The following is a 21,644-nucleotide window of genomic DNA, read 5'->3' on the forward strand; positions in this document are numbered from 1 at the left end:
GCCCGCCCCGTCGGTGGGCGGGAATGGACGTGGCCTGTGCCGACGCGATGCCGGCCATGCCCAGCAACGCGGCGAGAACCGTGGCGTGAAAAGTGATTTGCTTCATCGATGTGCTCCTTGTGGCTTTGTGTCGGTGTCGAGGATGAAACGCGGGCTGCTTTCCGAGCCCTCGAAAATCACCGTAGAGGCAGCGAAATTCCCACCGTGTGGGGGTGCGGCAGGCCTGCCTGTAGGAGCCGGCCGCCCACGCGTGAAAGGGGGCGGAAGGAGGTGGCGAGTTCCTACAGTCAGGAGGGGCGCGGCAACGTACAACTTGCACAACGATGTCCTCCTCTCCCATTCCAGACGCCGCGGCGTCCGCGCAGGCCTCGCCGACCTCGCTCAAGGTCATGACGGTGAACACCCACAAGGGCTTCACCGCGCTCAACCGCAGGTTCATCCTGCCGGAGCTGCGCGACGCGGTGCGCACCGTGGGCGCCGACGTGGTGTTCCTGCAGGAAGTGCTCGGCACCCATTCGCGCCATTCGCGCAGGGTGAGCAACTGGCCCGAAGCGCCGCACTACGAATTCCTGGCCGACACCATGTGGCCGCAGTTCGCCTACGGGCGCAATGCGGTGTATCCGAAAGGCCACCACGGCAATGCGCTGCTCTCGAAATTCCCGATCGTGCATTTCCGCAACCACGACGTGTCCGTGAGCGGTCCCGAGAAGCGCGGGCTGCTGCATTGCGTGCTGCGGCTGCCGGGCCGTGTCGTCGACGTGCACGCGGTCTGCGCCCACCTCGGGCTGGCCGAGGCGCACCGGCAGCAGCAGCTCGAGCTGCTCTGCCACATCGTGCGCGACGAGGTGCCGGCCGACGCGCCGCTGATCGTGGCGGGCGACTTCAACGACTGGCGCGGCCGCGCGCACGAGATCCTGGAAAAAGGCGCCGCTCTGCGCGAAGTGTTCGTGCATGCCAACGGCCGCGCGGCCAGGACCTTTCCCGCCCGCTTCCCCGTGCTGCCGCTGGACCGCATCTACGTGCGCAATGCCGGCGCGCACGCGCCCGTGGTGCTGCCGCGCCGGCCGTGGTCGCACCTGTCGGACCACGCCCCGCTGGTGGCGGATATCGACCTGTGAGCGCAGTGAGCGCGCGAGCCATGAGCAGCGGGAACAACAACCACTGGACCGGCGGCAACCGCATCGAGTTGCTGGAGAACGGCGAGCAGTTCTTCCCGCGCGTGTTCGACGCCATCCGCAAGGCACGGCGCGAGGTGATCGCCGAGACCTTCATCCTGTTCGAGGACAAGGTCGGCCTGCAGCTGCACGCCGCCATGCGCGAGGCGGCGCAGCGTGGCGTGAAGATCGACCTGATGATCGACGGCTTCGGTTCGCCGGATCTCTCGCGCGAGTTCATCGAGGGCCTGACATTGGCCGGCGTGAAGGTGCGGGTGTTCGATCCGGGTCAGCGCTTCATGGGCCAGCGGCTGAACGTGTTCCGCCGCATGCACCGCAAGATCGTGGTGGTCGACGGCGAGCGCGCCTTCGTCGGCGGCATCAACTATTCGGCGGACCACCTGCTCGATTTCGGACCCAAGGCCAAGCAGGACTATGCGGTGGAACTCGCGGGCCCGATCGTGGGAGAGATCCACCAGTTCGTGCTGCGCGCCATCGCGCTCGGCGGCAAGGGCGCGAGCTGGTTCCGCCGCCGGCTGAAGTTGGCGCCGCCCGTGAACCAGGTCCGCGCCGGCGAGGCCGATGCGATGTTCGTCACGCGCGACAACCGGCGCCACACCAACGACATCGAGCGGCAGTACCGTGCGGCCATCCGCGCGGCGCGCAGGCGCATCGTGATCGCCAATGCGTATTTCTTTCCGGGCTACCTGCTCATCAAGGAATTGCGGCGCGCGGCGCGGCGCGGCGTGGACGTGCGGCTCGTCCTGCAGGGCGAGCCCGACATGCCGATCGTCAAGACTGCCGCGAGCATGCTCTACCACCACCTGCTGCATGCCGGCGTGCGCATCTACGAATACTGCGACCGTCCGCTGCATGGCAAGGTCGCGCTCATGGACGACAGGTGGAGCACCGTGGGGTCGAGCAACCTCGACCCGCTGAGCCTGTCGCTGAACCTCGAGGCCAACGTGATCGTGCGCGACGCGGCCTTCAACCAGGTGCTGTGGGAGCGCATGGACCGGCTGATGCAGCACAGCTGCAAACAGGTGGAGGCGGCCGATCTCGCCAGCGAATGGAGCGGCTGGCGGCTGGTGCGCAGCTTCTTCGTCTTCCACATCCTGCGCTGGTACCCGGCCCTGCTGGGCCGCCTGCCGCGACACGCGCCGCGCCTGACGCCGGCCGAAGCCACCGACCTCGCGAGCCGGCGCGGCAGCGGCCGCAGTGACCCGGCCGGCGGCGCCACCCGGACGGAAGCCGCCTGAGCGGAAGCGCCGCATCGAATCGATGAGCACCATGGCTCTCTCCCACCACGGCTGGTGGCCCTGGATTCGCCGCGCGGCGACGTGGGGCTTCTTCGCGCTGATCGCGTGGCTGCTCGTGCGGCAGGCGCGCACCATCCACTGGGACGAGGTGTTCGACGCGATCCGCTTGCTGCCTGCCGCCGTGCTGCTTGCGGCCGGCGTGCTGGCGGCAAGCAGCTTCGCGCTCTACAGCACCTACGACCTGCTGGGCCGGCACCTGACGCGGCACCGGCTCGGCACGGGCACGGTGATGGGCGTGACTTTCATCAGCTACGCCTTCAACCTCAACCTCGGGTCGCTGGTGGGCGGCGTGGCCTTCCGCTACCGGCTCTATTCGCGCCTGGGCCTCGCGAACGAGACCATCACTCGCGTGCTCGGCTTCAGCATGCTGACCAACTGGCTCGGCTACCTCGTGGTGGCCGGCGCAGCATTCCTTTTCTGGCCGATGACGTTGCCGCCCGGCTGGAAAATCGACCACGAGGACCTGCGCATGCTCGGCGCGGTGCTGCTGATGGTGGCCCTGGCCTACCTGGTGCTGTGCGCAGCGGCGAAGGGGCGCGTCTGGCGCGTGCGCGGCCATGCGTTCAGGATCCCGGGGCTGGCCATGGCGCTGCTGCAGCTCGCCATGTCGTGCACCAACTGGTCGCTGATCGGCGGCGTGATCTGGTTCCTGCTGCAGGGTCAGGTCGGCTATCCGCAGGTGCTCGCGGTGCTGCTGGTGGCGGCGGTGGCCGGGGTCGTCACGCACGTGCCGGCGGGGCTCGGCGTGCTCGAGGCGGTGTTCGTGGCGCTGCTGTCGCACGAGGTGCCGGAAGCCCAGCTGCTCGGCGCGCTGCTGGCTTATCGCGGCCTGTACTACCTGCTGCCGCTGATGGTGGCCGCGCTGGGCTATCTGGTGACGGAGGCGAGAGCGAAGCGGCCGGGGATGGCGGGGCGCTAGAAGCGATAGGCGTAGCGCAGCCGGACGAAGGTCTCGCCCGGGTTCGGCTTCTTGATGCCGCCATTCGAGAAGTGCTGCACGCGCAGCGACAGTTCATGCGTGCCGTGCTCGCCGAAGCTGCGTCCGAGGCCCAGCACCTCCGTGAACTGGAAGGCGGTGCTGAAGCTGCGGTCGGGCGTCCTGTAGACGTGATCCATCACGCTGCCGCCGACGCCGCCTTCGGCAAACCAGGGCGAGTCGCCATGGTCGAAGCGGTAGCGCCAGGTGTAGAGGGCGCCGATCTGCGCGTAGTTGCGCGGGCCGTTGCCGAGGGCCGGCGCATGCCAGTTGCTCAGGTACACATCCCAGTAGCCCGAGAGTGCGCCTTCGCGCACCGGCTGGCGCGGTGACCATGGGAAGGTCATGCCCACCGTGGCCGAATCGGCGCTGCCCATTTGCCCGTGCGGGGCGCGGCCTCCCTCGACGTACATGCCCGTTGCGCTGTCTTCGAATGCATGGGCCGCCGCGCCCGGCAAGGCCGAAAGGGCCGCGAACAGGGCGGCCCGAAGAGGTGTGGCGACGCGAAATCTCATGCTGCGGCCCGTGACGCGTGACGTGAAACAGGAAGACATCATCAATCTCAACCCTGTTCAGCATTCGCTCGGCACGTAATTTCCACATCGGGAAGTAGGACCCGATCAATAAAAATGCAGTGCCGGATTTGTTGCACTGCAGCATTTTCGGGCCGGCGAAGCCTATAGTGGTCCGACCTCCTCCAGCGCACTGCCCTCATGCCCTCCCTCACCTCCGCCGCCCGCCTGGCCAATCCGCTCATGCAGTGGTTCGACCTGGCCTTCAAGACCCATGAGATGCTGCTGTCGTCCGGCTCCGTGATCCGCATGCGCACCGAGCGCATCGCCAAGGCCGGACTCACGCCCAGTGCGGCCGACCTCGCGGAATTCCAGCTCATGGGGCAGGAAAAGCTGGCGGCTGCAAACGAGGCTGGCATCGCGATGGCGAAGCAGTGGCACAGCAGCCATTTCTCGCTCGCCAGCCGGGTGCTGCAGCAATGGGTCCAGGGCACGACGGCCTTCTTCTTGCTGGCGGGCAGCGTCACGCCGGCCCAGGCGGCCGCGCATGGCGATGCGTTCGTGCAATCGGCCGCAGGCACGGTCGATGCCGCGAGCCAGCTGCCGGAAATCGCGGCGCGCATCGCACGCGAGGGCCTGGAGCCGATCCACGCGGCGGCTACCTCCAACGCACGCCGGCTGGCCGAACTCGAATCCTGAGCAGGCTCTTCAGGACTTCGCCGGCACCAGCGTCAGCAGCGTGATTTCGGAAGGCGCGCCAAAGCGCTTCGGCGGGCCCCAGTAGCCGGTGCCCCGGCTCACGTACACCCACATGTCCTGCAGCCGGTGCAGGCCGGCCGTGAAAGGCTGCTGCATCGGCACGAACAGGTTCCAGGGAAAGAACTGGCCGCCGTGCGTATGGCCAGACAGCTGCAGCTGGTAGCCGGCCGCCGCAGCCAGCGGCGCGCTGCGCGGCTGGTGCGCAAGCAGCACGCGCGTGTGCACCAGCGGCGGCGCATCGTGCAGCGCCAGGTGCGGATCGCTGGCGTGCGCCGCGTCGAAATGCCCGGCAGTGAAGTCGGTCACGCCGGCGAGTACGAGCGCGCTTTCGAAGAGCTCTTCATCGGTCTGCGCGCCGCGCACGTTGCGCGTCTGCAGCACCACGTGCTCGTTGAGCAGCACCTTCAGGCCGAGCCGGCGCAGCTCGTCGATCCAGGCATGCGCGCCCGCGTAGTACTCGTGGTTGCCCGTGACCACGAAGGTGCCGTGGCGCGCACGCAGACCGGCCAGCGGCGCGATGTGCTCGCGCAGTTCCGGCACTGTGCCGTCGACCAGATCGCCGGTGATCGCGATGGCGTCCGCGCCCAGGCGATTCACCGCATCGACGATGCGCTGGATGTACGCGTTCCGGATCGTCGGACCCACGTGGATGTCGCTGAGCTGCGCGATCGTGAAGCCTTCGAGTGCCTGCGGCAGGCCGCGGATGGGCACGTCCACCCGCTTCACGCCGGCCGTGCGGCGCGCATTGAGGAAACCGATCGCCGACGTGGCTGTGGCCATCGCCAGCACGGCCAGCGCGCTCCATGGCTGCAGCACATTCCACTGCACCGGCACACCGCCCAACGCGCTTGCGAGCCAGGCGAGCAGCAGGCCAGCGTCGCGCAGCAGCGTGAGCACAAACATCGACGAGAACCAGCCCATGCCGATCAGGCCGATCCACTTGAGCACATCGCCCGTGGCGGCATCGCGCCCGATGCGGCGCGACACGAAAGGCAGCGGAATCGTGACCGCGGACACCGCGAGCGCGAACAGCGCCAGCGGCCACGCGGGCGTGAGCACGGCCAGCGCGGGCAGCAGGCGCAGCGCGATATAGACGTGCAATAGCGCGGTCAGGGCGCTCAGGGGACGGATCGGCATCGGGGCAATGGGATCGGGCACTGCCCGGGACACCTCATCTGCAAGGCGCATGCCGCGCATTCAAGGCGCCGGGAAGTGCGGCGATAGCTATTTTTTCTATAGCGCAATGCGCCCGGATAGCAGGCTTCATGGCTCTGCCGGACCCACAAGAACGGTACCGGTCCGCCGCGGTGCCGGCGCCCACTTTCGCCGTGTTACTGCACCGTGCGCGTGCCGGCCGAAGCCATGTCGGTGCCTGCCGGCCAGATGAAGCTCGCCTTGGCCGGTGCGCCCTGCAGCACGTGCAGCTGCTGCTTCAGCACCTGGCTGCCGATGCGGGCCTCGACCTCATAGGTGCCCGGATCGAGGCGCGCCACCATGAACGGGCCGCCCGACACCACGTTGTCGAGCAGTGCGGTGCCGCTGCTGTCGCGCACCGTCACGTGCACGTTGGCCGCGAAGTCGGCGCCCTTGCTGTCCTTGACCGCGAATTCGAAGGTGGCGGGCCAGCGCGGCGACACCGTCTCCATCAGCCGGGCCTCGTCGCTGCCGATGCCGCCGCTCATGTATTCGACACCGTGCGCCATGTAGATCGGCGGGTTCACCGCCGCCTGCGCGGGCGAAAGCGCGCCGAGCACAACGGCGGCGCAGAACAGGGCGGCCGCCAGCGGCCGCATCGCGCGCGATGATGGAAAACGGGTGCCCATGGTCTGAATCCTTTCCTTGTCGTCGTGGCGAGAAGCCACGACGTCACTGTGCGGTTCGCGGCTTAGGAAAGGCTGACCGGAAAAAAGCTCAGCGGGCGGTGGACGTCTGCGCCAGCGCCTGTGGCAACGAAGGCGCGATCGAGGCCATGTCGAAATTCGAGGGCCACACGAACGACGCACGCGCCGGCATGCCGGCAATCACCACCAGCGACTGCGTCAGCGTGAGGCCGCCGAGCGTCACGTTCACGTCATAGGCGCCCGGATTGAGGCGCGCCAGCATATAGGGGCCTTGCGACTGCACGTCCATCACGACCTGGCCGGTGTATTTCTGGCGTACTTCAATAAGGGCCTTGGCGGGAAAGCCGGGCACCCCTGTCCCCTTGCCGTCGCTGACGCCGAAATCGATGGTCGCGGCCCAGCGCGGCGACACCATTTCCATGAACGCGGCTTCGTCCTTGGCGGCGCCGCCGCACATGTACTCGATGCCCTGCGCCACCTGGATGGGCGGGTTCGAGAACGCGTGGGCTGAAGTCACGGCCCCGAGGAATGCTGCTGTACCGCCCAATACCAGCGCGGCCAGGGGCCGGCGGAGACGCGTAGGGTTCATTGCTGTGTGGTCCTCGATCTTGCGTGACGTGAAATCCGTCGGGGATTTTGCTTAGCAAGAGTCGGGCTAGATATAGCGTTTACGAGGAACGATCTTCGGATTGAAGGTGAATGCTATTGTTTTCATAGCTGATGACGGCCTTGTGACGTGCATTGCCGGTGCTTTTACTGACAAGCCTGAGGGAAACCCTGATGTGCCTCGGTCTGCGGCGTTTTCGGGACGGATTCCGCCGGCGGGCATGGCGCGCGCCTACAGCCGCACATGGCGGTGCGGGTTAAGAACGGCTGAACGCAAACAAGGAGCTTCGGCCATGACATTCCAATCGACCATCGACGACTTCAGGAAAGTGGATGCCGCGCGCGCCGACTATCCCGGTGAGCATCTCGCTGTGCTGGGCGCCGGCGTTTTGCTGCTGCTGGCGGCGGGCCGCAGCCGCTCGTTGCTGGCGCGCATCGCCGTCGGTGCGGCCGGCGGTGCGCTGATCGGGCGCGCGGCGAGCGGCACCGGAGGGATCGCCCGGTTGGCGGGCGCATTGCAGGCCGGGGGCTGGCCATGGCTGCGGCGCTGAGAGGACGGCCTGGCCGGTCCTTTGGGCCTTGGGGGCCGCCGCAGTATTGGGCACCGTGCCTCGGGGTGGCACTCGTGGCGATGTTCCTGTTCTATGCGACCCTCCAGGGGCTGGTACGGGAAAGCGCGGCACGCGCGCCGGTTCAGGCGAGCATCCCGGCTGCGTTCGTCCAGCCGCCCGTTACGAGCGATCGCGAGGAAGCTGCGCGGCCTGTGAGGCCGGCCGCCCTCCCCGTCGCGTCTCTCGTTCCGCTGGAGGGTGCCCCTGTCGAGCCTCCCCGCGTGGCAACGCCCACCGTCAAGGTGACCAAGTGCATCGGCCCGTCCGGCGAAGCCGAATACTCCGACGGCCCGTGCTCGAACGGCGGGCTCGCCACAACCTTGCGCCTGCAATGAGAAACGCCCGGGTGACCGGGCGTTTTCAGGCTCTTCAGCGGTGCGGCACGGGGCCGTGGATGTGGGTGACGACCATCATCACACGTCGATATTCGCCGCCCGCAGCGCGTTCTGCTCGATGAACTCCCGGCGCGGCTCCACCTCATCGCCCATGAGCATGGTGAACACGCGGTCGGCTTCGATCGCGTCGTCGATCTGCACCCTGAGCAGGCGCCGCACGGTCGGGTCCATGGTGGTTTCCCACAGCTGCTCGGGGTTCATCTCGCCCAGGCCTTTGTAGCGCTGGCGCGAGGTGGCGCGCTCGGCTTCGCTGATCAGCCACTTCATGGCCTGGCGGAAGTCGTCGACTTTTTCTTCCTTGGCGCGTTCGCCTTCGCCGCGCTTGACCAGCGCGCCTTCGGGACTCAGCAGGCCGCGGAAGGTGTTGGCGGCTTCGGCGAGCGCTGCGTAGTCGGCGCCGTGGACGAAGTCCTGCGTGAGCACGCTGCTCTTGATGTTGCCGTGGTGGCGGCGGCTGATGCGCAGCAGCGGCTTGTCGGTGCGGGCGTCGAATTCGCTGCTCACCTCGGCCGGCACACCGGTCGTGTTGAGCTCGCGCAGCTTGGCCTGCAGCGCGACGGCCGAAGCCTCGGCGGCGGGCGTGGTGTCGAGGTCGAGCGCCACGCCGTCGGCAATCGCGCGCAGCGCCTCGGCGTCCATGAAGTTGCGCAGGCGCGCAATGACGGCCTCGGCCACCTGGTGCTTGCGCGCCAGCTCGGCCAGGGTATCGCCGGCGAGCGTGGTGGAGTTCGCGCCGCCGGTCTGCAGGCTCGCGTCCTTCAATGCCACCTTGAGCAGGAAGGCGTCCAGCGCGGGGCCGTCCTTCAGGTATTGCTCTTCCTTGCCGACCTTCACCTTGTACAGCGGCGGCTGCGCGATGTAGATGTGGCCGCGCTCCACCAGCTCCGGCATCTGCCGGTAGAAGAAGGTGAGCAGCAGCGTGCGGATGTGGGCGCCGTCGACGTCGGCGTCGGTCATGATGATGATGCGGTGGTAGCGCAGCTTGGCGACGTTGAAGTCGTCCGCGCCGCCGCCCGCGGTGGTGGCGCCGGCGCGGCCGATGCCGGTGCCCAGCGCGGTGATCATCGTGAGAATTTCGTTGCTGGTCAGCAGCTTCTCGTAGCGCGCCTTCTCGACGTTCAGGATCTTGCCGCGCAGCGGCAGGATGGCCTGGAACTTCCGGTCGCGGCCCTGCTTGGCGGAGCCGCCGGCGGAGTCGCCCTCCACCAGGTAGACCTCGCAAAGCGCCGGATCTTTCTCCTGGCAGTCGGCCAGCTTGCCGGGCAGGCCCATGCCGTCGAGCACGCCCTTGCGGCGCGTCATTTCGCGGGCCTTGCGGGCGGCTTCGCGGGCGCGGGCGGCCTCGACGATCTTGCCGCAGATGATCTTGGCGTCGTTCGGGCGTTCCTGCAGGTAGTCGGTCAGCAGCTTGCCGACGATGTCTTCCACCGGCGCGCGCACTTCGCTGGACACCAGCTTGTCCTTGGTCTGGCTGGAGAACTTGGGCTCGGGCACCTTCACGCTCAGCACGCAGCACAGGCCTTCGCGCATGTCGTCGCCGGTGACTTCGACCTTCGCCTTCTTCGCGAACTCGTTCTCTTCGATGTACTTGTTGATGACGCGGGTCATCGCGGCGCGCAGGCCCGTGAGGTGGGTGCCGCCGTCACGCTGCGGGATGTTGTTGGTGAAGCAGAGAACCTGCTCGTTGTAGCCGCTGTTCCACTGCATCGCCACTTCGACGCCGATGTGCGTGCCGGGGATGCCGCCGTAGGTGTCGGCCGGGCGCTCTCCCTCGGCGTAGAACGAGTTCGGGTGCAGGACGGTCTTGCCCTTGTTGATGAACTCCACGAAGCCGCGCACGCCGCCGGCGCCGGAGAAGTCGTCTTCCTTGCCGGTGCGCTCGTCCTTCAGGCGGATGCGCACGCCGTTGTTCAGGAAGCTCAGTTCGCGCAGGCGCTTGCTGAGGATCTCGTAGTGGAAGTCCGAGTTCTCCTTGAAGATCTGGGTGTCGGGCAGAAAATGCACCTCGGTGCCGCGCTTGTCGGTGTCGCCGATGATCTTCATGGGCGAGACTTCGACGCCGTTCACCGTTTCGAGCAGGCGGTCCTGCACGAAGCCGCGGCTGAATTCGAGCTCGTGGATCTTGCCTTCGCGGCGCACCACGAGGCGCAGCATCACGCTCAGCGCGTTCACGCAGCTCACGCCCACGCCGTGCAGGCCGCCCGACACCTTGTAGCTGTTCTGGTTGAACTTGCCGCCGGCGTGCAGTTCGGTCAGCGCGATCTCGGCGGCCGAGCGCTTGGGCTCGTGCTTGTCGTCCATCTTCACGCCGGTCGGGATGCCGCGGCCGTTGTCGGTGACGGAGATCGAGTTGTCGGAGTGGATGGTCACGACGATGTCGTCGCAATGGCCGGCCAGCGCCTCGTCGATGGAGTTGTCCACGACTTCGAACACCAGGTGGTGCAGCCCGGTGCCGTCGGAGGTGTCGCCGATGTACATGCCGGGGCGCTTGCGCACGGCCTCGAGCCCTTCGAGGATCGTGATCGAGCCTTCGCCGTAGCTGGTGTCGGCGGCTATGGCCTCGGGCGGCACGACCTGAACTTCAGGCGTGTAGACCGGTTCGGTGTGCGGCACTTCGGGCTTGTTTTCTTCAGCACTCATTCGGATATTCCTCTGTCTCTCACGGCATTCACGTGATTTTTCGGGCTCTCAAAAGCTCAATTCGCCGCCTCTTGAAAGCGCAAACCCGCGGAGGGCCGCGGGCTGTGTGCGCAAGGCGCTTCGGGGTCTGTCTGCTAGATACGCATCGGCATCACGACGTACTTGAAGGATGCGTTCTCGGGGATGGTCAGTAACGCCGAGCTGTTGGAGTCGGCAAGCTCCAGCTTGACCATGTCCTGGTCCATGTTCGACAGCGCGTCGATCAGGTAGGTGACGTTGAAGCCGATCTCGATGGCGTCGCCGCCGTAGTCGATGTCGAGTTCGTCCTGCGCTTCTTCCTGCTCGGCGTTGTTCGACGCGATGCGCAGCGTGCCCGGCTCGATGTTCAGTCGCACGCCCTTGAACTTCTCGCTCGTCAGGATGGCGGTGCGCTGCAGGCTGGCCAGCAGCGGCGCGCGGCCCAGCGTGACGCTGTTCTTGTGGTTCTTCGGGATCACGCGGTTGTAGTCGGGGAACTTGCCCTCGACCAGCTTGGTGACGAACTCCATGCCGCCAAAGCTGAACTTGGCCTGGTTGTTCGCGAACTGCATCTCGATGGCGCCTTCGGCGTCCGACAGCAGGCGCTGCATTTCGATCACGGTCTTGCGCGGAAGAATGACTTCCTGGCGCGGGACCTCGACGTCGAGCATCGCGGAGGAAAACGCCAGGCGGTGGCCATCGGTGGCGACCAGGCTCAACTGCTTGCCTTCGGCCACGAACAGGATGCCGTTCAGGTAGTAGCGGATGTCGTGTACGGCCATCGCGAACGAAACCTGCGAGAGCAGGTCCTTCAGCGTCTTCTGCGGCACGCTGAACACAGGGCCGAAATTGGCGGCTTCCTGCACCAGCGGGAAGTCTTCGGCGGGCAGCGACTGCAGCGTGAAGCGGCTCTTGCCGCCCTTGAGCACCAGCTTGCTGGCGCTCGACTCGAGGCTCACGGTCTGGTCGGCCGGCATGGTGCGCAGGATGTCGATCAGCTTGCGCGCGCCGATGGTGGTTGTGAAGCTGCCTCCGTCGCCGCCGAGCTCGGCGGTGGTGCGGATCTGGATTTCGAGGTCGCTGGTGGTCAGCTGCAGCTGGCCGCCGGTCTTGCGGATCAGCACGTTCGCCAGGATCGGCAAGGTGTGACGCCGCTCCACGATGCCCGCCACCGACTGCAGCGCGGCGAGGACTTTGTCTTGGTTTGCCTTCAAAACGATCATGTCTTCTTCCTCTTCTCTATCTCTTTGAATCAGCTTGTAAGGGCGCCATTCTCCGCTGTCGCGAGGGGCTTTCTTGATGACATTCGGCGGTCAGCCCTTGAGCGTCTGCTCGAGCACGTGAAGCTGCTGGTTGAGTTCGGTGAGCTGCTGGCGCTCGCCCGAGATCTTGCGCACCGCGTGCAGCACCGTCGTGTGATCGCGCCCGCCGAACAGCTCGCCGATTTCGGGCAGGCTTTTCTGCGTGAGCTCCTTGGCCAGGTACATCGCGATCTGCCGCGGCCGCGCAATGCTGGCCGGACGCTTCTTGCTGTACATGTCGGCGACCTTGATCTTGTAGTAGTCGGCCACCGTCTTCTGGATATTCTCGACCGAGATCTGACGGTTCTGGATCGACAGCAGGTCGCGCAGCGCCTCGCGCGCCAGGGCGATCGAGATCTCCTTCTGGTTGAAGCGCGAGTAAGCCAGGATCTTGCGCAGCGCGCCTTCGAGTTCACGCACGTTGGAGCGCACGTTCTTGGCGACGAAGAAGGCCACTTCTTCCGGCATTTCGGCCGATTCGGCGCGCGCCTTGTTGATCAGGATGGCCACGCGCATCTCGAGCTCGGGCGGCTCGATGGCCACCGTGAGGCCCGAATCGAAGCGCGACACCAGGCGTTCGTGGATGTCGGCCAGGCCCTTCGGGTAGGTGTCGCTGGTCATCACGATGTGCGACTTCTTGGCGAGCAGGGCCTCGAACGCATTGAAGAATTCTTCCTGCGTCCGGTCCTTGTTGGCGAAGAACTGCACATCGTCGATCAGCAACAGATCGAGCGAGTGATAGCGCTCCTTGAACTCATCGAAAGTCTTGCGCTGATAGGCTTTGACCACATCCGAGACGAACTGCTCGGCATGGATGTAGAGAACTTTGGAATCCGCCTTGTCGGCCAGCAGCCGGTTACCCACAGCGTGCATCAGGTGGGTCTTGCCCAAGCCGACGCCGCCGTAGATGAAAAGCGGGTTGTAAAGATGGCCCGGCATGCCGGCCACGTGCATGGCCGCGGCGCGCGCCATGCGGTTGGCCGTGCCCTCGACCAGGGTGTCGAAGGTGAGACCGGAATTCAGCCTGTTCTTGAAGCCCGCGGCGGCCGGCTCCTCGCCCGGGCCGGCCACGTCGCGCGGCACGTCGGTTTCGGCCATGACGGCCACAGGTGCAGGGCGTACGGCCGCTTCGCGAGGAGCAAGCGCTAACTCAATGGCGACCGGCTGGCCGTACATCTTCTCGGCCATGGCGGCGATCTTGCCGGCGTACTGAGCCCGGATCCAGTCGAGCTTGAAGCGGTTGGCGACGAACACCGTCATGCGCGAGAGGTCGTCGGCGACCTGCGCAGTCAGGGGCTTGATCCAGGTGTTGAATTGCTGCTCTGACAGCTCCTGCGCGAGTTGGTCGACGCAGGCCTGCCAGAGGCTTTCGCCGATGCCGTCAGTCGACATGGGCGCTTGAAAAAGTGATGAGACCCTCGGGCATTTTTTGGTATAGGTATTGTGGATATTCTCTGCTGGAAGGCGCCCGGCATTCTAACTTGTCAAAACCTTATCCACACGCCGCCGGGCCGATCGAAAGGCCCGCAAATCCACTCGAAGATTGTTCCGGCGGCCAATGTTTGCGATAATTGCGGGTTTCCCTGAAAACCTCTTGCGTCTTTCGGGGACCATCCGAAACACGCTCCCCCGGCGGCCCGCAGGTACTTCATGCTTTTTGTGCGAAGAACCGGCGCGAACAGGGAAATAGGAAATCACCATGAAACGCACTTATCAAGCATCCAAAGTCCGCCGCGCCCGTACCCACGGCTTCCTGGTCCGCATGAAGACCCGCGGCGGCCGCGCCGTCATCAACGCACGCCGCGCCAAGGGCCGCAAGCGCCTGGCCGTCTGACGGCAGCCCACCTGCCGTTGCCAGCAGCCGACACGTCAGCGCAGGCTTGCACAGCCAGCGCTTCCGGCGTATCCGGTCCGGCTTCCATGCAGCGGCTCAAGACCCGCGCGCAATTCCAGGCCGTCCTCGCAGGTGCCACCGTGGCGCGCACTGCTCATTTCGCATTGCATCGCTGTGCGCTCGATCTCGCATCGGGCGCACCGCCGTTGTTCGCGTCCGACGATGTCTGGCTGGGCGCCATGGTGCCCAAGCGCTGGGCGCGTCGCGCGGTCACGCGCAATGCCATCAAGCGCCAGATCTATACGGTGAGCGCCGCACCCGGCGTCGGCTTGCCACGTGCTGCGCACGTGGTGCGGCTGCGCGCCGGTTTCGACCGCAAGGAATTCGTGAGCGCCACTTCGGACAAGCTCAAGGCAGCGGTGCGCGCCGAGCTCCGGCAGCTGCTGGCGCGGGCGGCGCGTTCTTCCGCTCCCGCTTCGGCGCCTCCGCCCGCTTCCTCCTCGTCATGAAACGCCTGCTGATCGGCCTTGTGAAGGGCTACCGCCTGCTGCTGAGCCCCTGGCTCGGCCAGTCGTGCCGCTTCACGCCGACCTGCTCGGTGTATTCGATCGAGGCGCTGGAAGTGCATGGCGCGCTCAAGGGCAGTTACCTCACTCTGCACCGCATCGCGCGCTGCCAGCCATGGTGCGATGGCGGGCACGATCCGGTTCCACCGAAATCACAGCGTCGCACTGACAAGTCAGGCTCGCTGTTTTCGTCTCTTCTCTCCTCCGACAAGAAGTCTTCGTCATGAACGATATACGCCGCACGATCCTGTGGGTGATTTTTGGGTTCTCGCTGGTGCTGCTGTGGGACCAATGGCAGGTCTTCAACGGCAACAAGCCGACCTTCCTGCCGTCGAGCAAGCCGGCCGCGGTGGCCTCCGCCCCGGCCGCGGGCAGCGCACCCGCTGCCAGCAACGGCGTGCCGGCTGCATCTTCGTCGGGCGCGAGCGGCGGCAGCGCCGGTGCCGTGCCCACGCAAGCCGCTGCAGCCGCGCCGCGCGAGCAGGTCAGCGTGACCACCGACCTGTTCAAGGCCACGATCGACAGCGAAGGCGGCACGGTCAACCACCTCGAGCTGCTGAAGTACGACGAAGCCGACCGCACCAAGCGCGTCGTGCTGTTCGAAAACGGCTCGCCGGCCACGCGCTATGTGGCGCAGACCGGCCTGCTGAATCCCGTCGACTCGGGTGAGCGCTTTCCCAACCACCTGACGCAGATGACGCCGAAGGCCGGCCCGCGCGAGATGGCCGATGGCCAGAACACGCTGGAAGTGGGCTTCGAAAGTGCCCCCGTCGGCGGCCTGAAGTACGTCAAGACCTACGTGTTCCACCGCGGCGACTACGCCATCGGCGTGCGCCACGAGGTGGTCAACACGAGCGACCAGCCGCGCGACGCCCAGCTCTACATGCAGCTGCTGCGCCATGGCACCGTGGCCGCCGGCACGATGTTCGGCACCAACACCTTCACCGGTCCCGCCGCGTACACCAACGAGAAGAAGTTCCACAAGCTCGACTTCAAGGACATCGCCAAGGGCAAGATCGAACCGCCCCCGCCGGCCAACGACGGCTGGATCGCGATGGTGCAGCACTACTTCGTGTCGGCCTGGCTGCTCAAGGGCGACCCGGCGAGCGAACAGCTGCGCCGCGAGTTCCGCGTGAAGGACCTGGGCGACAACCTGTTCACCGTGGCCATGGTGGCCACGCTGCCCAAGATCGCCCCCGGCGCCACGCAGGTCGTGAACAGCACGCTGTTCGCCGGCCCCGAGGAAGAAAAGAAGCTCGAAGCCATCGCACCCGGCCTGGACCTGGTGAAGGACTACGGCATCTTCGCGATCATCTCCAAGCCGCTGTACTGGCTGCTGAACCAGCTGCACGGCATCCTGGGCAACTGGGGCTGGTCGATCGTCGCGCTGGTGGTGCTGCTGAAGGCGGCCTTCTACTGGCTCAACGCCAAGGCCTACGCCAGCATGGCCAAGATGAAGGCCATCAACCCGAAGATCATGGAGATGCGCGAGCGGCTCAAGGACAAGCCGCAAGAGATGCAGCAGGAGATGATGCGGATCTACAAGACCGAGAAGGTCAATCCGATGGGTGGCTGCTTCCCCATCGTGATCCAGATCCCGGTGTTCATCGCGCTCTACTGGGTGCTGCTGTCGTCGGTCGAAATGCGCCACGCCCCGTGGATCGGCTGGATCACCGACCTGTCGGCACCGGACCCCTGGTACATCCTGCCGATCGTGATGACGGCCACCTCGCTGTTCCAGACCTGGCTCAACCCGACGCCGCCCGATCCGATGCAGGCCAAGCTGATGTGGATCATGCCGCTCGCGTTCAGCGTGATGTTCATCTTCTTCCCGGCCGGCCTGGTGCTGTACTGGATCACGAACAACACGCTGTCGATCGCACAGCAGTGGTTCATCAACAAGCGCCTGGGCGTGCTCGGCGCCAAGAAGTAGCCGCACGACGCCCCAGTCATCCCCCGAAAGGGCCGCGAAAGCGGCCCTTTTTGCTGAAAGAATCCGTACCATGCTTGCCCGCACCACCGATCCCATCGTCGCCATCGCCACTGCCTCGGGACGCGGCGCGGTCGGCATCGTGCGGGTGTCGGGGGCCAGGCTGGCACCGCTGATCGATGCCATCTGCGGCCGCGTGCTCAAGCCGCGCGAAGCCACCTACCTGCCGTTTCGCGATGCGCACGGCGAGCCGGTCGACCATGGCCTGGCCGTTCACTTTCCCTCGCCGAATTCCTTCACCGGCGAGGACGTGCTCGAACTGCAGGCCCACGGCGGCGCGGTCGTGTTGCAGCTGCTGCTGGCGCGCTGCCTCGAAGCCGCGGCCGAGCCTGATCCCGTCACCGGCCGCGCTCGCCTGCCCGGCTTGCGCGTGGCCGAGCCCGGCGAATTCAGCCAGCGGGCCTTTCTCAACGGCAAGGTCGACCTGGCACAGGCCGAGGCCATTGCCGACCTGATCGACGCCAGCACCGAGGCGGCTGCGCGCAGCGCCGGGCGTTCGCTATCGGGCGCGTTCTCGCGCGAGATCCACACGCTGCGCGATGCGTTGATCCACCTGCGCATGCTGGTCGAAGCGACGCTCGACTTTCCGGAAGAAGAGATCGATTTCCTCCAGAAAGCCGATGCCACCGGGCAACTGGCAAAGCTGCAGTCGCAGCTCGCAGCCGTGCAGCAGCGCGCGAAACAGGGTGCGCTGCTGCGCGAAGGCATCAAGGTCGTGATCGCAGGCCAGCCCAACGCGGGCAAGAGCTCGCTGCTCAATGCGCTGGCCGGTGCCGAACTGGCCATCGTGAGCGCAGTGGCGGGCACCACGCGCGACGTGGTCTCGCAGACCATCCAGATCCACGGCGTGCCGCTGCACGTGGCCGACACCGCCGGCCTGCGCGAGAGCAGCGACGAGGTCGAGCAGATCGGCGTAGCGCGTGCCTGGGGCCAGATCGAAAGCGCCGACGTCGTGCTGTTCCTGCACGACCTGACGCGCGCCCATCTGGCCGACTACGCCACCGCCGATGCCGGCATCCTGGCCGGCCTGCGCCAGAAGCTGCCTGCGAGCGTGCCGGTGCTCGACGTCTGGAACAAGCAGGACGCCGCCCCTGACGCCCATGCCGGGCACGGCATCGCCCTGTCCGCCAAGACCGGCCTGGGCATCGAGGCCCTGCGTGAACAACTGCTGGCCATGGCCGGCTGGCAGGCCGTGCCCGAGGGCGTGTACCTCGCGCGGGCGCGCCACGTGCAGGCGCTGGCCCGGGTCGAAACGCACCTGGCGCTGGCGGCCAGCCATCTGGCGGCGCAGGCCCAGTTGCTCGACCTGCTGGCCGAAGAACTGCGGCTGGCGCAGAACGCCCTGAACGAGATCACCGGCGAGTTCGGCGCGGACGACCTGTTGGGCGTCATCTTTTCGCGCTTCTGCATTGGTAAATAGCGACAGCCGGTTTGAAAAACGTAAACAGTTGTAGCCGAATCTCCTGAGCATCGCTGATACTTCGGCTCACATGCGGGGGCCGAAGAAAACATGTCCATCCAGAACCTGAGCCGCGCCATCGCGGAGAACACGAGCACCGACGCGTTTGCGTTGACGTTCAACGTCCAGCAGTGGGAAACACTGGCGGGCTATCTGCAGCCCATCGATACCGGCGTTGGCGACGTGCTGATCGAACAGGGCACGCCGGACCGCTCGGTTTTCTTCATCGAGAGCGGTGCCATCAGCGTGCACCGCGTCAGCAGCAAGGAGCAGATGCGGCTGGCCGTGCTCACGCCCGGCTCGGTGGTCGGCGAAGGCTCGTTCTTCTCGCGCCAGCCGCATTCGGCCAACGTGGTGGTCACCGGCGCAGGCCGCGTGTGGCGGCTCACGGCGATCCGCTTTGCGGAAATGTCGAACCGCCAGCCCAACATGGCGCTGGAAATCGCGATGGCGCTCGGCGCCGTGATCGCCAAGCGCATGGCGCACCGCTCCAAGCGCGTCGCCGTGACCTGAGGCTGCGCTGTCCGCCGGCGGATCGATCTGCCACATGCGGGCAGGCCAGCCAGCTTTTCGTTTTGACCCCCGAGAGTAGTCAGTAAGCAATCCATGGCCTTGATCTGTCCGGTCTGCAGCACGGAAAACCGCGGCGGCGCGAAGTTCTGCAGGAGCTGCGGCGTCAAGCTGCCTGCCGCAGGAGACCGGATTCCCCCGTCGCCGAGCCCCGAACGCGAATGGGCCACCACCGCGCCCGCCCAGTTGCGCGCGCCGACCATTCCGGCGCCGCTGTTCGATCCGGACGAGCCGCTGCCTGCGCGCGGATCTTTTTTCGGCAGGTCGGCCGCGCGGCAGAGCGACGAGCATGAACAGACCGTGCTCATGGTGCACGACGACGAACTGCCGCGGACACCCGCGCCGCCCGCTTCGCCGCCGGGCCTGGAGTCGACCTGGGCCCCGAAGTCCGGAACGAAAAGGAGAAGCCGGGCCAAGGTCCGGCAATCCGTGCCGGCCGAACGGCCGCCGCGCAAGCGCGTGATCCTGCTGTGGCTCGGTCTGCTGGTGGTCGCGGTGGCAATGATCGTCGCCGGTTGGTCCGGCAACGGGACGCGAAAGGCGCCTGCGGCCGCTGAAGAGGCCACCGCCCCAGCCACCGAAACTCCCGCGCCCGTGGCCCCATCGTCGCCGCCGCTCGCCGAACCTTCGCCGGCGGCGCCCGAACCCCAGCCCGCCGAGCCGGCCGCGATGCCGCCTGCCGCTGAAACCGCACCGGCTGCCGCCGCGGCGCCCAAGCCCGCTGCCAAGCCGCGCAACAAGCAGGCGACCACTGCCGCACTACCGTCGAACGCGCCCGAACCCGCTGCCGTGGTCGCTGCCCCCGCCCCGGCGCCGGCACCTGTCGCTGCGGCCGAGCCCCAGGCCATGTGCGGCGACCGCAACTTCATTGCCAAGGCGCAATGCATGGCGGCCCAGTGCCTGAAGCCCGAATTCAAGGCCCACGCGCAGTGCGAAGCGGTGCGCCGCCAGCAGCGCATCGAAGAAGAAAAGCGCAACCCGACGCTGATCAACTGAGCTCGCCTCTACCGGGGACACCGTGCGAAGCGGGTTCCGCGGCGTTCCCGAACAAGAAACTAGCCTTTTTGCAGGCGGTCGATGGCGATCGCCAGCGCGGCCGGCTTGCCGGACAGCACCAGCGTATCGCCCTCCGACAGCACCGTGCCGTCGGCCAGCGCACGCGGCTGGCCGTCGTGCCGGCGCAGGCTGGCCACACGCACGCCGAGCGCGGACAGCGCCAGCCGTTCCAGCGGCTGGCCCACCGCGCGCGCGCCGGCGTTGAGCGTGAAGCTGTTGAGGCGCTCGTGATCGAGTTCGTCGGCGTTGTCGTCATCGGCGCCGTGGAAGTAGCCGCGCAGCAGGTTGTAGCGGGCGTCGCGCTGATCCTGCACCACGCGGATCACGCGGCGCATCGGCACGCCGACCAGCGCCAGCGCATGGCTTGCGAGCATGAGCGAGCCTTCGATGGCCTCGGGTACCACTTCCGTCGCTCCGGCCGCCTGCAGTTTTTCCAGGTCGTGATCGTCCTGCGTGCGCACGATCACCGGCACGTGCGGCGCATGGGCGCGCGTGTTGGCCAGCACCTTCATCGCACCGGGCACATCGAGGTAGGTCACGACGACGGCACTCGCGCGCGCCAAGCCGGCCGCCATCAAGGCCTGCAGCCGCGCCGCATCGCCGAACACCACCGAGTCGCCGGCGGCCGCGGCCTGCCGCACGCGGTCGGGGTCGAGGTCGAGCGCCATGTACGGGATGCCCTCGCGTTCGAGGATGCGCGCCAGGTTCTGGCCGCAGCGCCCGTAGCCGCAGATGATCACGTGCTGTGCGGTGTTGATGGTCTTGCGCGCGATGGTCGTCATCTGCAGCGACTGCTGCAGCCAGTCGCTGGCCACGAGCTTTCGCACGATGGCGTTGCTGTACATGATGATGAACGGCGTCGTGAGCATCGACAGCACCATCGACGCCAGCACCGGGTTGGCCAGCCACGGCGGCAACAGGCTGCGCTCCTGCGCCAGCGTCAGCAGCACGAAGCCGAACTCGCCGGCCTGCGCCAGGTAAAGGCCGGTGCGCAGCGACACGCCCGAGGTGGCGCCCAGCACCCGCGCCAGCACCGTCACCAGCCCCAGCTTGAACGCCAGCGGCATCAGCAGCAGCACGGCCACCAGCAGCCAGCGTTCGACCACGATGTGCCAGTCGAGCGACATGCCCACGGTGATGAAGAACAGCCCCAGCAGCACGTCGTGGAAGGGACGGATGTCGGTCTCGACCTGGTGCTTGTATTCGGTCTCCGACACCAGCATGCCCGCGATGAAGGCGCCCAGCGCCAGGCTCAGGCCGGCCAGTTCGGTGAGCCAGGCCAGGCCGAGCGTGATCAGCAGCACGTTCAGGATGAAGAGTTCTTCGCTGCGCCGCCGCGCAACCAGCGTGAGCCACCAGCGCATGATGCGCGGGCCGCCGTACAGCAGCACGCCGATCAGGAAGCTCGCCTTCAGCAGCGCGAAGCCCAGCGCCTTGGCCAGCGCCTCGGGCGGTGCGCCCAGCGCGGGAATCAGCACCAGCAGCGGCACCACGGCCAGGTCCTGGAACAGCAGCACGCCCATCACGCGCTTGCCGTGTTCGCTCTCGAGTTCGAGCCGCTCGGCCATCAGCTTGACCACGATGGCCGTGCTGCTCATGGTGAGCGCGCCCGACAGCGCCAGCGCGGTCTGCCAGCCGAGCCGCCACGACGGCGGCAGCCAGTGGGCAATCAGCAGCGCGCCGGCCGTGGCGATGGCCATCGTCAGCAGCACCTGCAGCAGGCCGAGGCCGAACACGTGTTTTCGCATCGCGCGCAGCTTGGGCAGGCTGAACTCCAGCCCGATCACGAACATGAGGAACACCACGCCGAATTCGCCCAGGTGCTGGATGCCTTCGGTGTTCTGCGCCAGCGCGAAGGCATGCGGCCCGATCAGCACGCCGGCCGAGAGATAGCCCAGCATCGGCGGCAGCTTGAGGGAGCGGCACGCCACCACGCCGATCACCGCGGCGAGGAGATACAACAGCGTGAGATCGAACGAAGACATAGGCGGCGATGCTAGAGCAAGACCCGTGCGCAGCGCGTCGGGGAGGACACGC

The 21,644-nt window shown here is 66.7% G+C and carries 21 protein-coding genes; 13 read left to right on the forward strand and 8 right to left on the reverse strand.

Annotated features, from left to right (window positions below; translation table 11 throughout):
* Positions 1-323 precede the first annotated feature (323 nt).
* The 3 genes from ACCC97_RS20045 to ACCC97_RS20055 are packed head-to-tail and all read left to right on the forward strand — an operon-like array spanning position 324 to position 3,392.
* Positions 324-1,118 carry an endonuclease/exonuclease/phosphatase family protein gene (locus ACCC97_RS20045; RefSeq protein WP_413334601.1) on the forward strand — a complete coding sequence of 265 codons (795 nt, stop codon included), beginning with the start codon at positions 324-326 and terminating at the stop codon, positions 1,116-1,118.
* 20 nt (positions 1,119-1,138) lie between these two features.
* Positions 1,139-2,413 carry a cardiolipin synthase ClsB gene (gene clsB / locus ACCC97_RS20050; RefSeq protein ID WP_413334603.1) on the forward strand — a complete coding sequence of 425 codons (1,275 nt, stop codon included), beginning with the start codon at positions 1,139-1,141 and terminating at the stop codon, positions 2,411-2,413.
* Positions 2,414-2,435: 22 nt separating this feature from the next.
* Entirely contained in the window at positions 2,436-3,392 is a 957-nt protein-coding gene (locus tag ACCC97_RS20055) for a lysylphosphatidylglycerol synthase domain-containing protein (RefSeq protein ID WP_413334605.1), read from the forward strand.
* Here ACCC97_RS20055 and ACCC97_RS20060 read toward each other — a convergent pair.
* Entirely contained in the window at positions 3,389-3,964 is a 576-nt protein-coding gene (locus ACCC97_RS20060) for an acyloxyacyl hydrolase (RefSeq protein ID WP_413334607.1), read from the reverse strand. The two genes, ACCC97_RS20055 and ACCC97_RS20060, sit on opposite strands and share 4 nt — an antisense overlap.
* A gap of 198 nt (positions 3,965-4,162) precedes the next feature.
* On the opposite strand from ACCC97_RS20060, the gene ACCC97_RS20065 reads away from it, so the two are divergent.
* Positions 4,163-4,660: a polyhydroxyalkanoate granule-associated phasin gene (locus tag ACCC97_RS20065; RefSeq protein ID WP_413334609.1), complete on the forward strand. Its 498-nt coding sequence runs from the start codon at positions 4,163-4,165 to the stop codon at positions 4,658-4,660.
* Positions 4,661-4,669: 9 nt separating this feature from the next.
* Here the strand turns inward: ACCC97_RS20065 and ACCC97_RS20070 are convergent, their stop codons facing one another.
* From ACCC97_RS20070 to ACCC97_RS20080, 3 genes are all read right to left on the reverse strand, one after another.
* Positions 4,670-5,917, reverse strand: a complete 1,248-nt coding sequence (locus ACCC97_RS20070; protein ID WP_413334611.1) for a metallophosphoesterase — start codon at positions 5,915-5,917, stop codon at positions 4,670-4,672.
* Between the two features lie 134 nt (positions 5,918-6,051).
* Positions 6,052-6,543: a hypothetical protein gene (locus ACCC97_RS20075; protein WP_413334613.1), complete on the reverse strand. Its 492-nt coding sequence runs from the start codon at positions 6,541-6,543 to the stop codon at positions 6,052-6,054.
* 88 nt (positions 6,544-6,631) lie between these two features.
* Complete coding sequence (locus ACCC97_RS20080) at positions 6,632-7,150, reverse strand: hypothetical protein (RefSeq protein ID WP_413334615.1); 519 nt, start codon at positions 7,148-7,150, stop codon at positions 6,632-6,634.
* Positions 7,151-7,460: 310 nt separating this feature from the next.
* Here ACCC97_RS20080 and ACCC97_RS20085 point away from each other — a divergent pair, with 310 nt between their 5' ends.
* Positions 7,461-7,718 carry a hypothetical protein gene (locus tag ACCC97_RS20085; protein ID WP_007834816.1) on the forward strand — a complete coding sequence of 86 codons (258 nt, stop codon included), beginning with the start codon at positions 7,461-7,463 and terminating at the stop codon, positions 7,716-7,718.
* An 80-nt stretch (positions 7,719-7,798) separates the two neighbouring features.
* Positions 7,799-8,113, forward strand: a complete 315-nt coding sequence (locus tag ACCC97_RS20090; RefSeq protein ID WP_049965753.1) for a hypothetical protein — start codon at positions 7,799-7,801, stop codon at positions 8,111-8,113.
* A 78-nt stretch (positions 8,114-8,191) separates the two neighbouring features.
* Here ACCC97_RS20090 and gyrB read toward each other — a convergent pair whose 3' ends face one another.
* The 3 genes from gyrB to dnaA form a co-directional block, all read right to left on the reverse strand.
* Entirely contained in the window at positions 8,192-10,813 is a 2,622-nt protein-coding gene (gyrB, locus tag ACCC97_RS20095; protein WP_007834820.1) for a DNA topoisomerase (ATP-hydrolyzing) subunit B, read from the reverse strand.
* A gap of 134 nt (positions 10,814-10,947) precedes the next feature.
* The gene (dnaN, locus tag ACCC97_RS20100; RefSeq protein ID WP_413334618.1) at positions 10,948-12,054 is read right to left on the reverse strand and encodes a DNA polymerase III subunit beta; all 1,107 of its coding nucleotides are present in this window, start codon (positions 12,052-12,054) and stop codon (positions 10,948-10,950) included.
* A gap of 90 nt (positions 12,055-12,144) precedes the next feature.
* Positions 12,145-13,524, reverse strand: a complete 1,380-nt coding sequence (gene dnaA, locus ACCC97_RS20105) for a chromosomal replication initiator protein DnaA (RefSeq protein WP_007834823.1) — start codon at positions 13,522-13,524, stop codon at positions 12,145-12,147.
* A gap of 307 nt (positions 13,525-13,831) precedes the next feature.
* Between dnaA and rpmH the strand changes: the two genes are divergently transcribed.
* The 7 genes from rpmH (at position 13,832) to ACCC97_RS20140 (ending at position 19,547) form a co-directional block, all read left to right on the forward strand.
* Entirely contained in the window at positions 13,832-13,966 is a 135-nt protein-coding gene (rpmH, locus tag ACCC97_RS20110) for a 50S ribosomal protein L34 (RefSeq protein WP_007834827.1), read from the forward strand.
* An 86-nt stretch (positions 13,967-14,052) separates the two neighbouring features.
* Positions 14,053-14,475 carry a ribonuclease P protein component gene (locus ACCC97_RS20115; protein ID WP_007834830.1) on the forward strand — a complete coding sequence of 141 codons (423 nt, stop codon included), beginning with the start codon at positions 14,053-14,055 and terminating at the stop codon, positions 14,473-14,475.
* On the forward strand, positions 14,472-14,759 hold the full coding sequence (gene yidD / locus ACCC97_RS20120; protein WP_007834832.1) for a membrane protein insertion efficiency factor YidD: 288 nt from the start codon (positions 14,472-14,474) through the stop codon (positions 14,757-14,759). Before ACCC97_RS20115 ends, yidD begins: the two co-directional genes overlap by 4 nt.
* On the forward strand, positions 14,756-16,465 hold the full coding sequence (gene yidC / locus ACCC97_RS20125) for a membrane protein insertase YidC (RefSeq protein ID WP_007834833.1): 1,710 nt from the start codon (positions 14,756-14,758) through the stop codon (positions 16,463-16,465). Before yidD ends, yidC begins: the two co-directional genes overlap by 4 nt.
* Before the next feature lie 70 nt (positions 16,466-16,535).
* The gene (gene mnmE / locus ACCC97_RS20130) at positions 16,536-17,942 is read left to right on the forward strand and encodes a tRNA uridine-5-carboxymethylaminomethyl(34) synthesis GTPase MnmE (protein WP_413334621.1); all 1,407 of its coding nucleotides are present in this window, start codon (positions 16,536-16,538) and stop codon (positions 17,940-17,942) included.
* A 90-nt stretch (positions 17,943-18,032) separates the two neighbouring features.
* Positions 18,033-18,494: a Crp/Fnr family transcriptional regulator gene (locus ACCC97_RS20135; RefSeq protein ID WP_007834835.1), complete on the forward strand. Its 462-nt coding sequence runs from the start codon at positions 18,033-18,035 to the stop codon at positions 18,492-18,494.
* Between the two features lie 93 nt (positions 18,495-18,587).
* A complete protein-coding gene (locus ACCC97_RS20140; RefSeq protein ID WP_413334623.1) occupies positions 18,588-19,547 on the forward strand; it encodes a zinc ribbon domain-containing protein in 960 nt (319 codons plus the stop codon).
* Positions 19,548-19,606: 59 nt separating this feature from the next.
* On the opposite strand, the gene ACCC97_RS20145 is transcribed toward ACCC97_RS20140, so the two are convergent.
* A complete protein-coding gene (locus tag ACCC97_RS20145; protein ID WP_007834837.1) occupies positions 19,607-21,592 on the reverse strand; it encodes a monovalent cation:proton antiporter family protein in 1,986 nt (661 codons plus the stop codon).
* Positions 21,593-21,644 lie beyond the last annotated feature (52 nt).

It is taken from the genome of Variovorax sp. Varisp85 (assembly GCF_047304045.1).
Lineage (GTDB): Bacteria > Pseudomonadota > Gammaproteobacteria > Burkholderiales > Burkholderiaceae_C > Variovorax.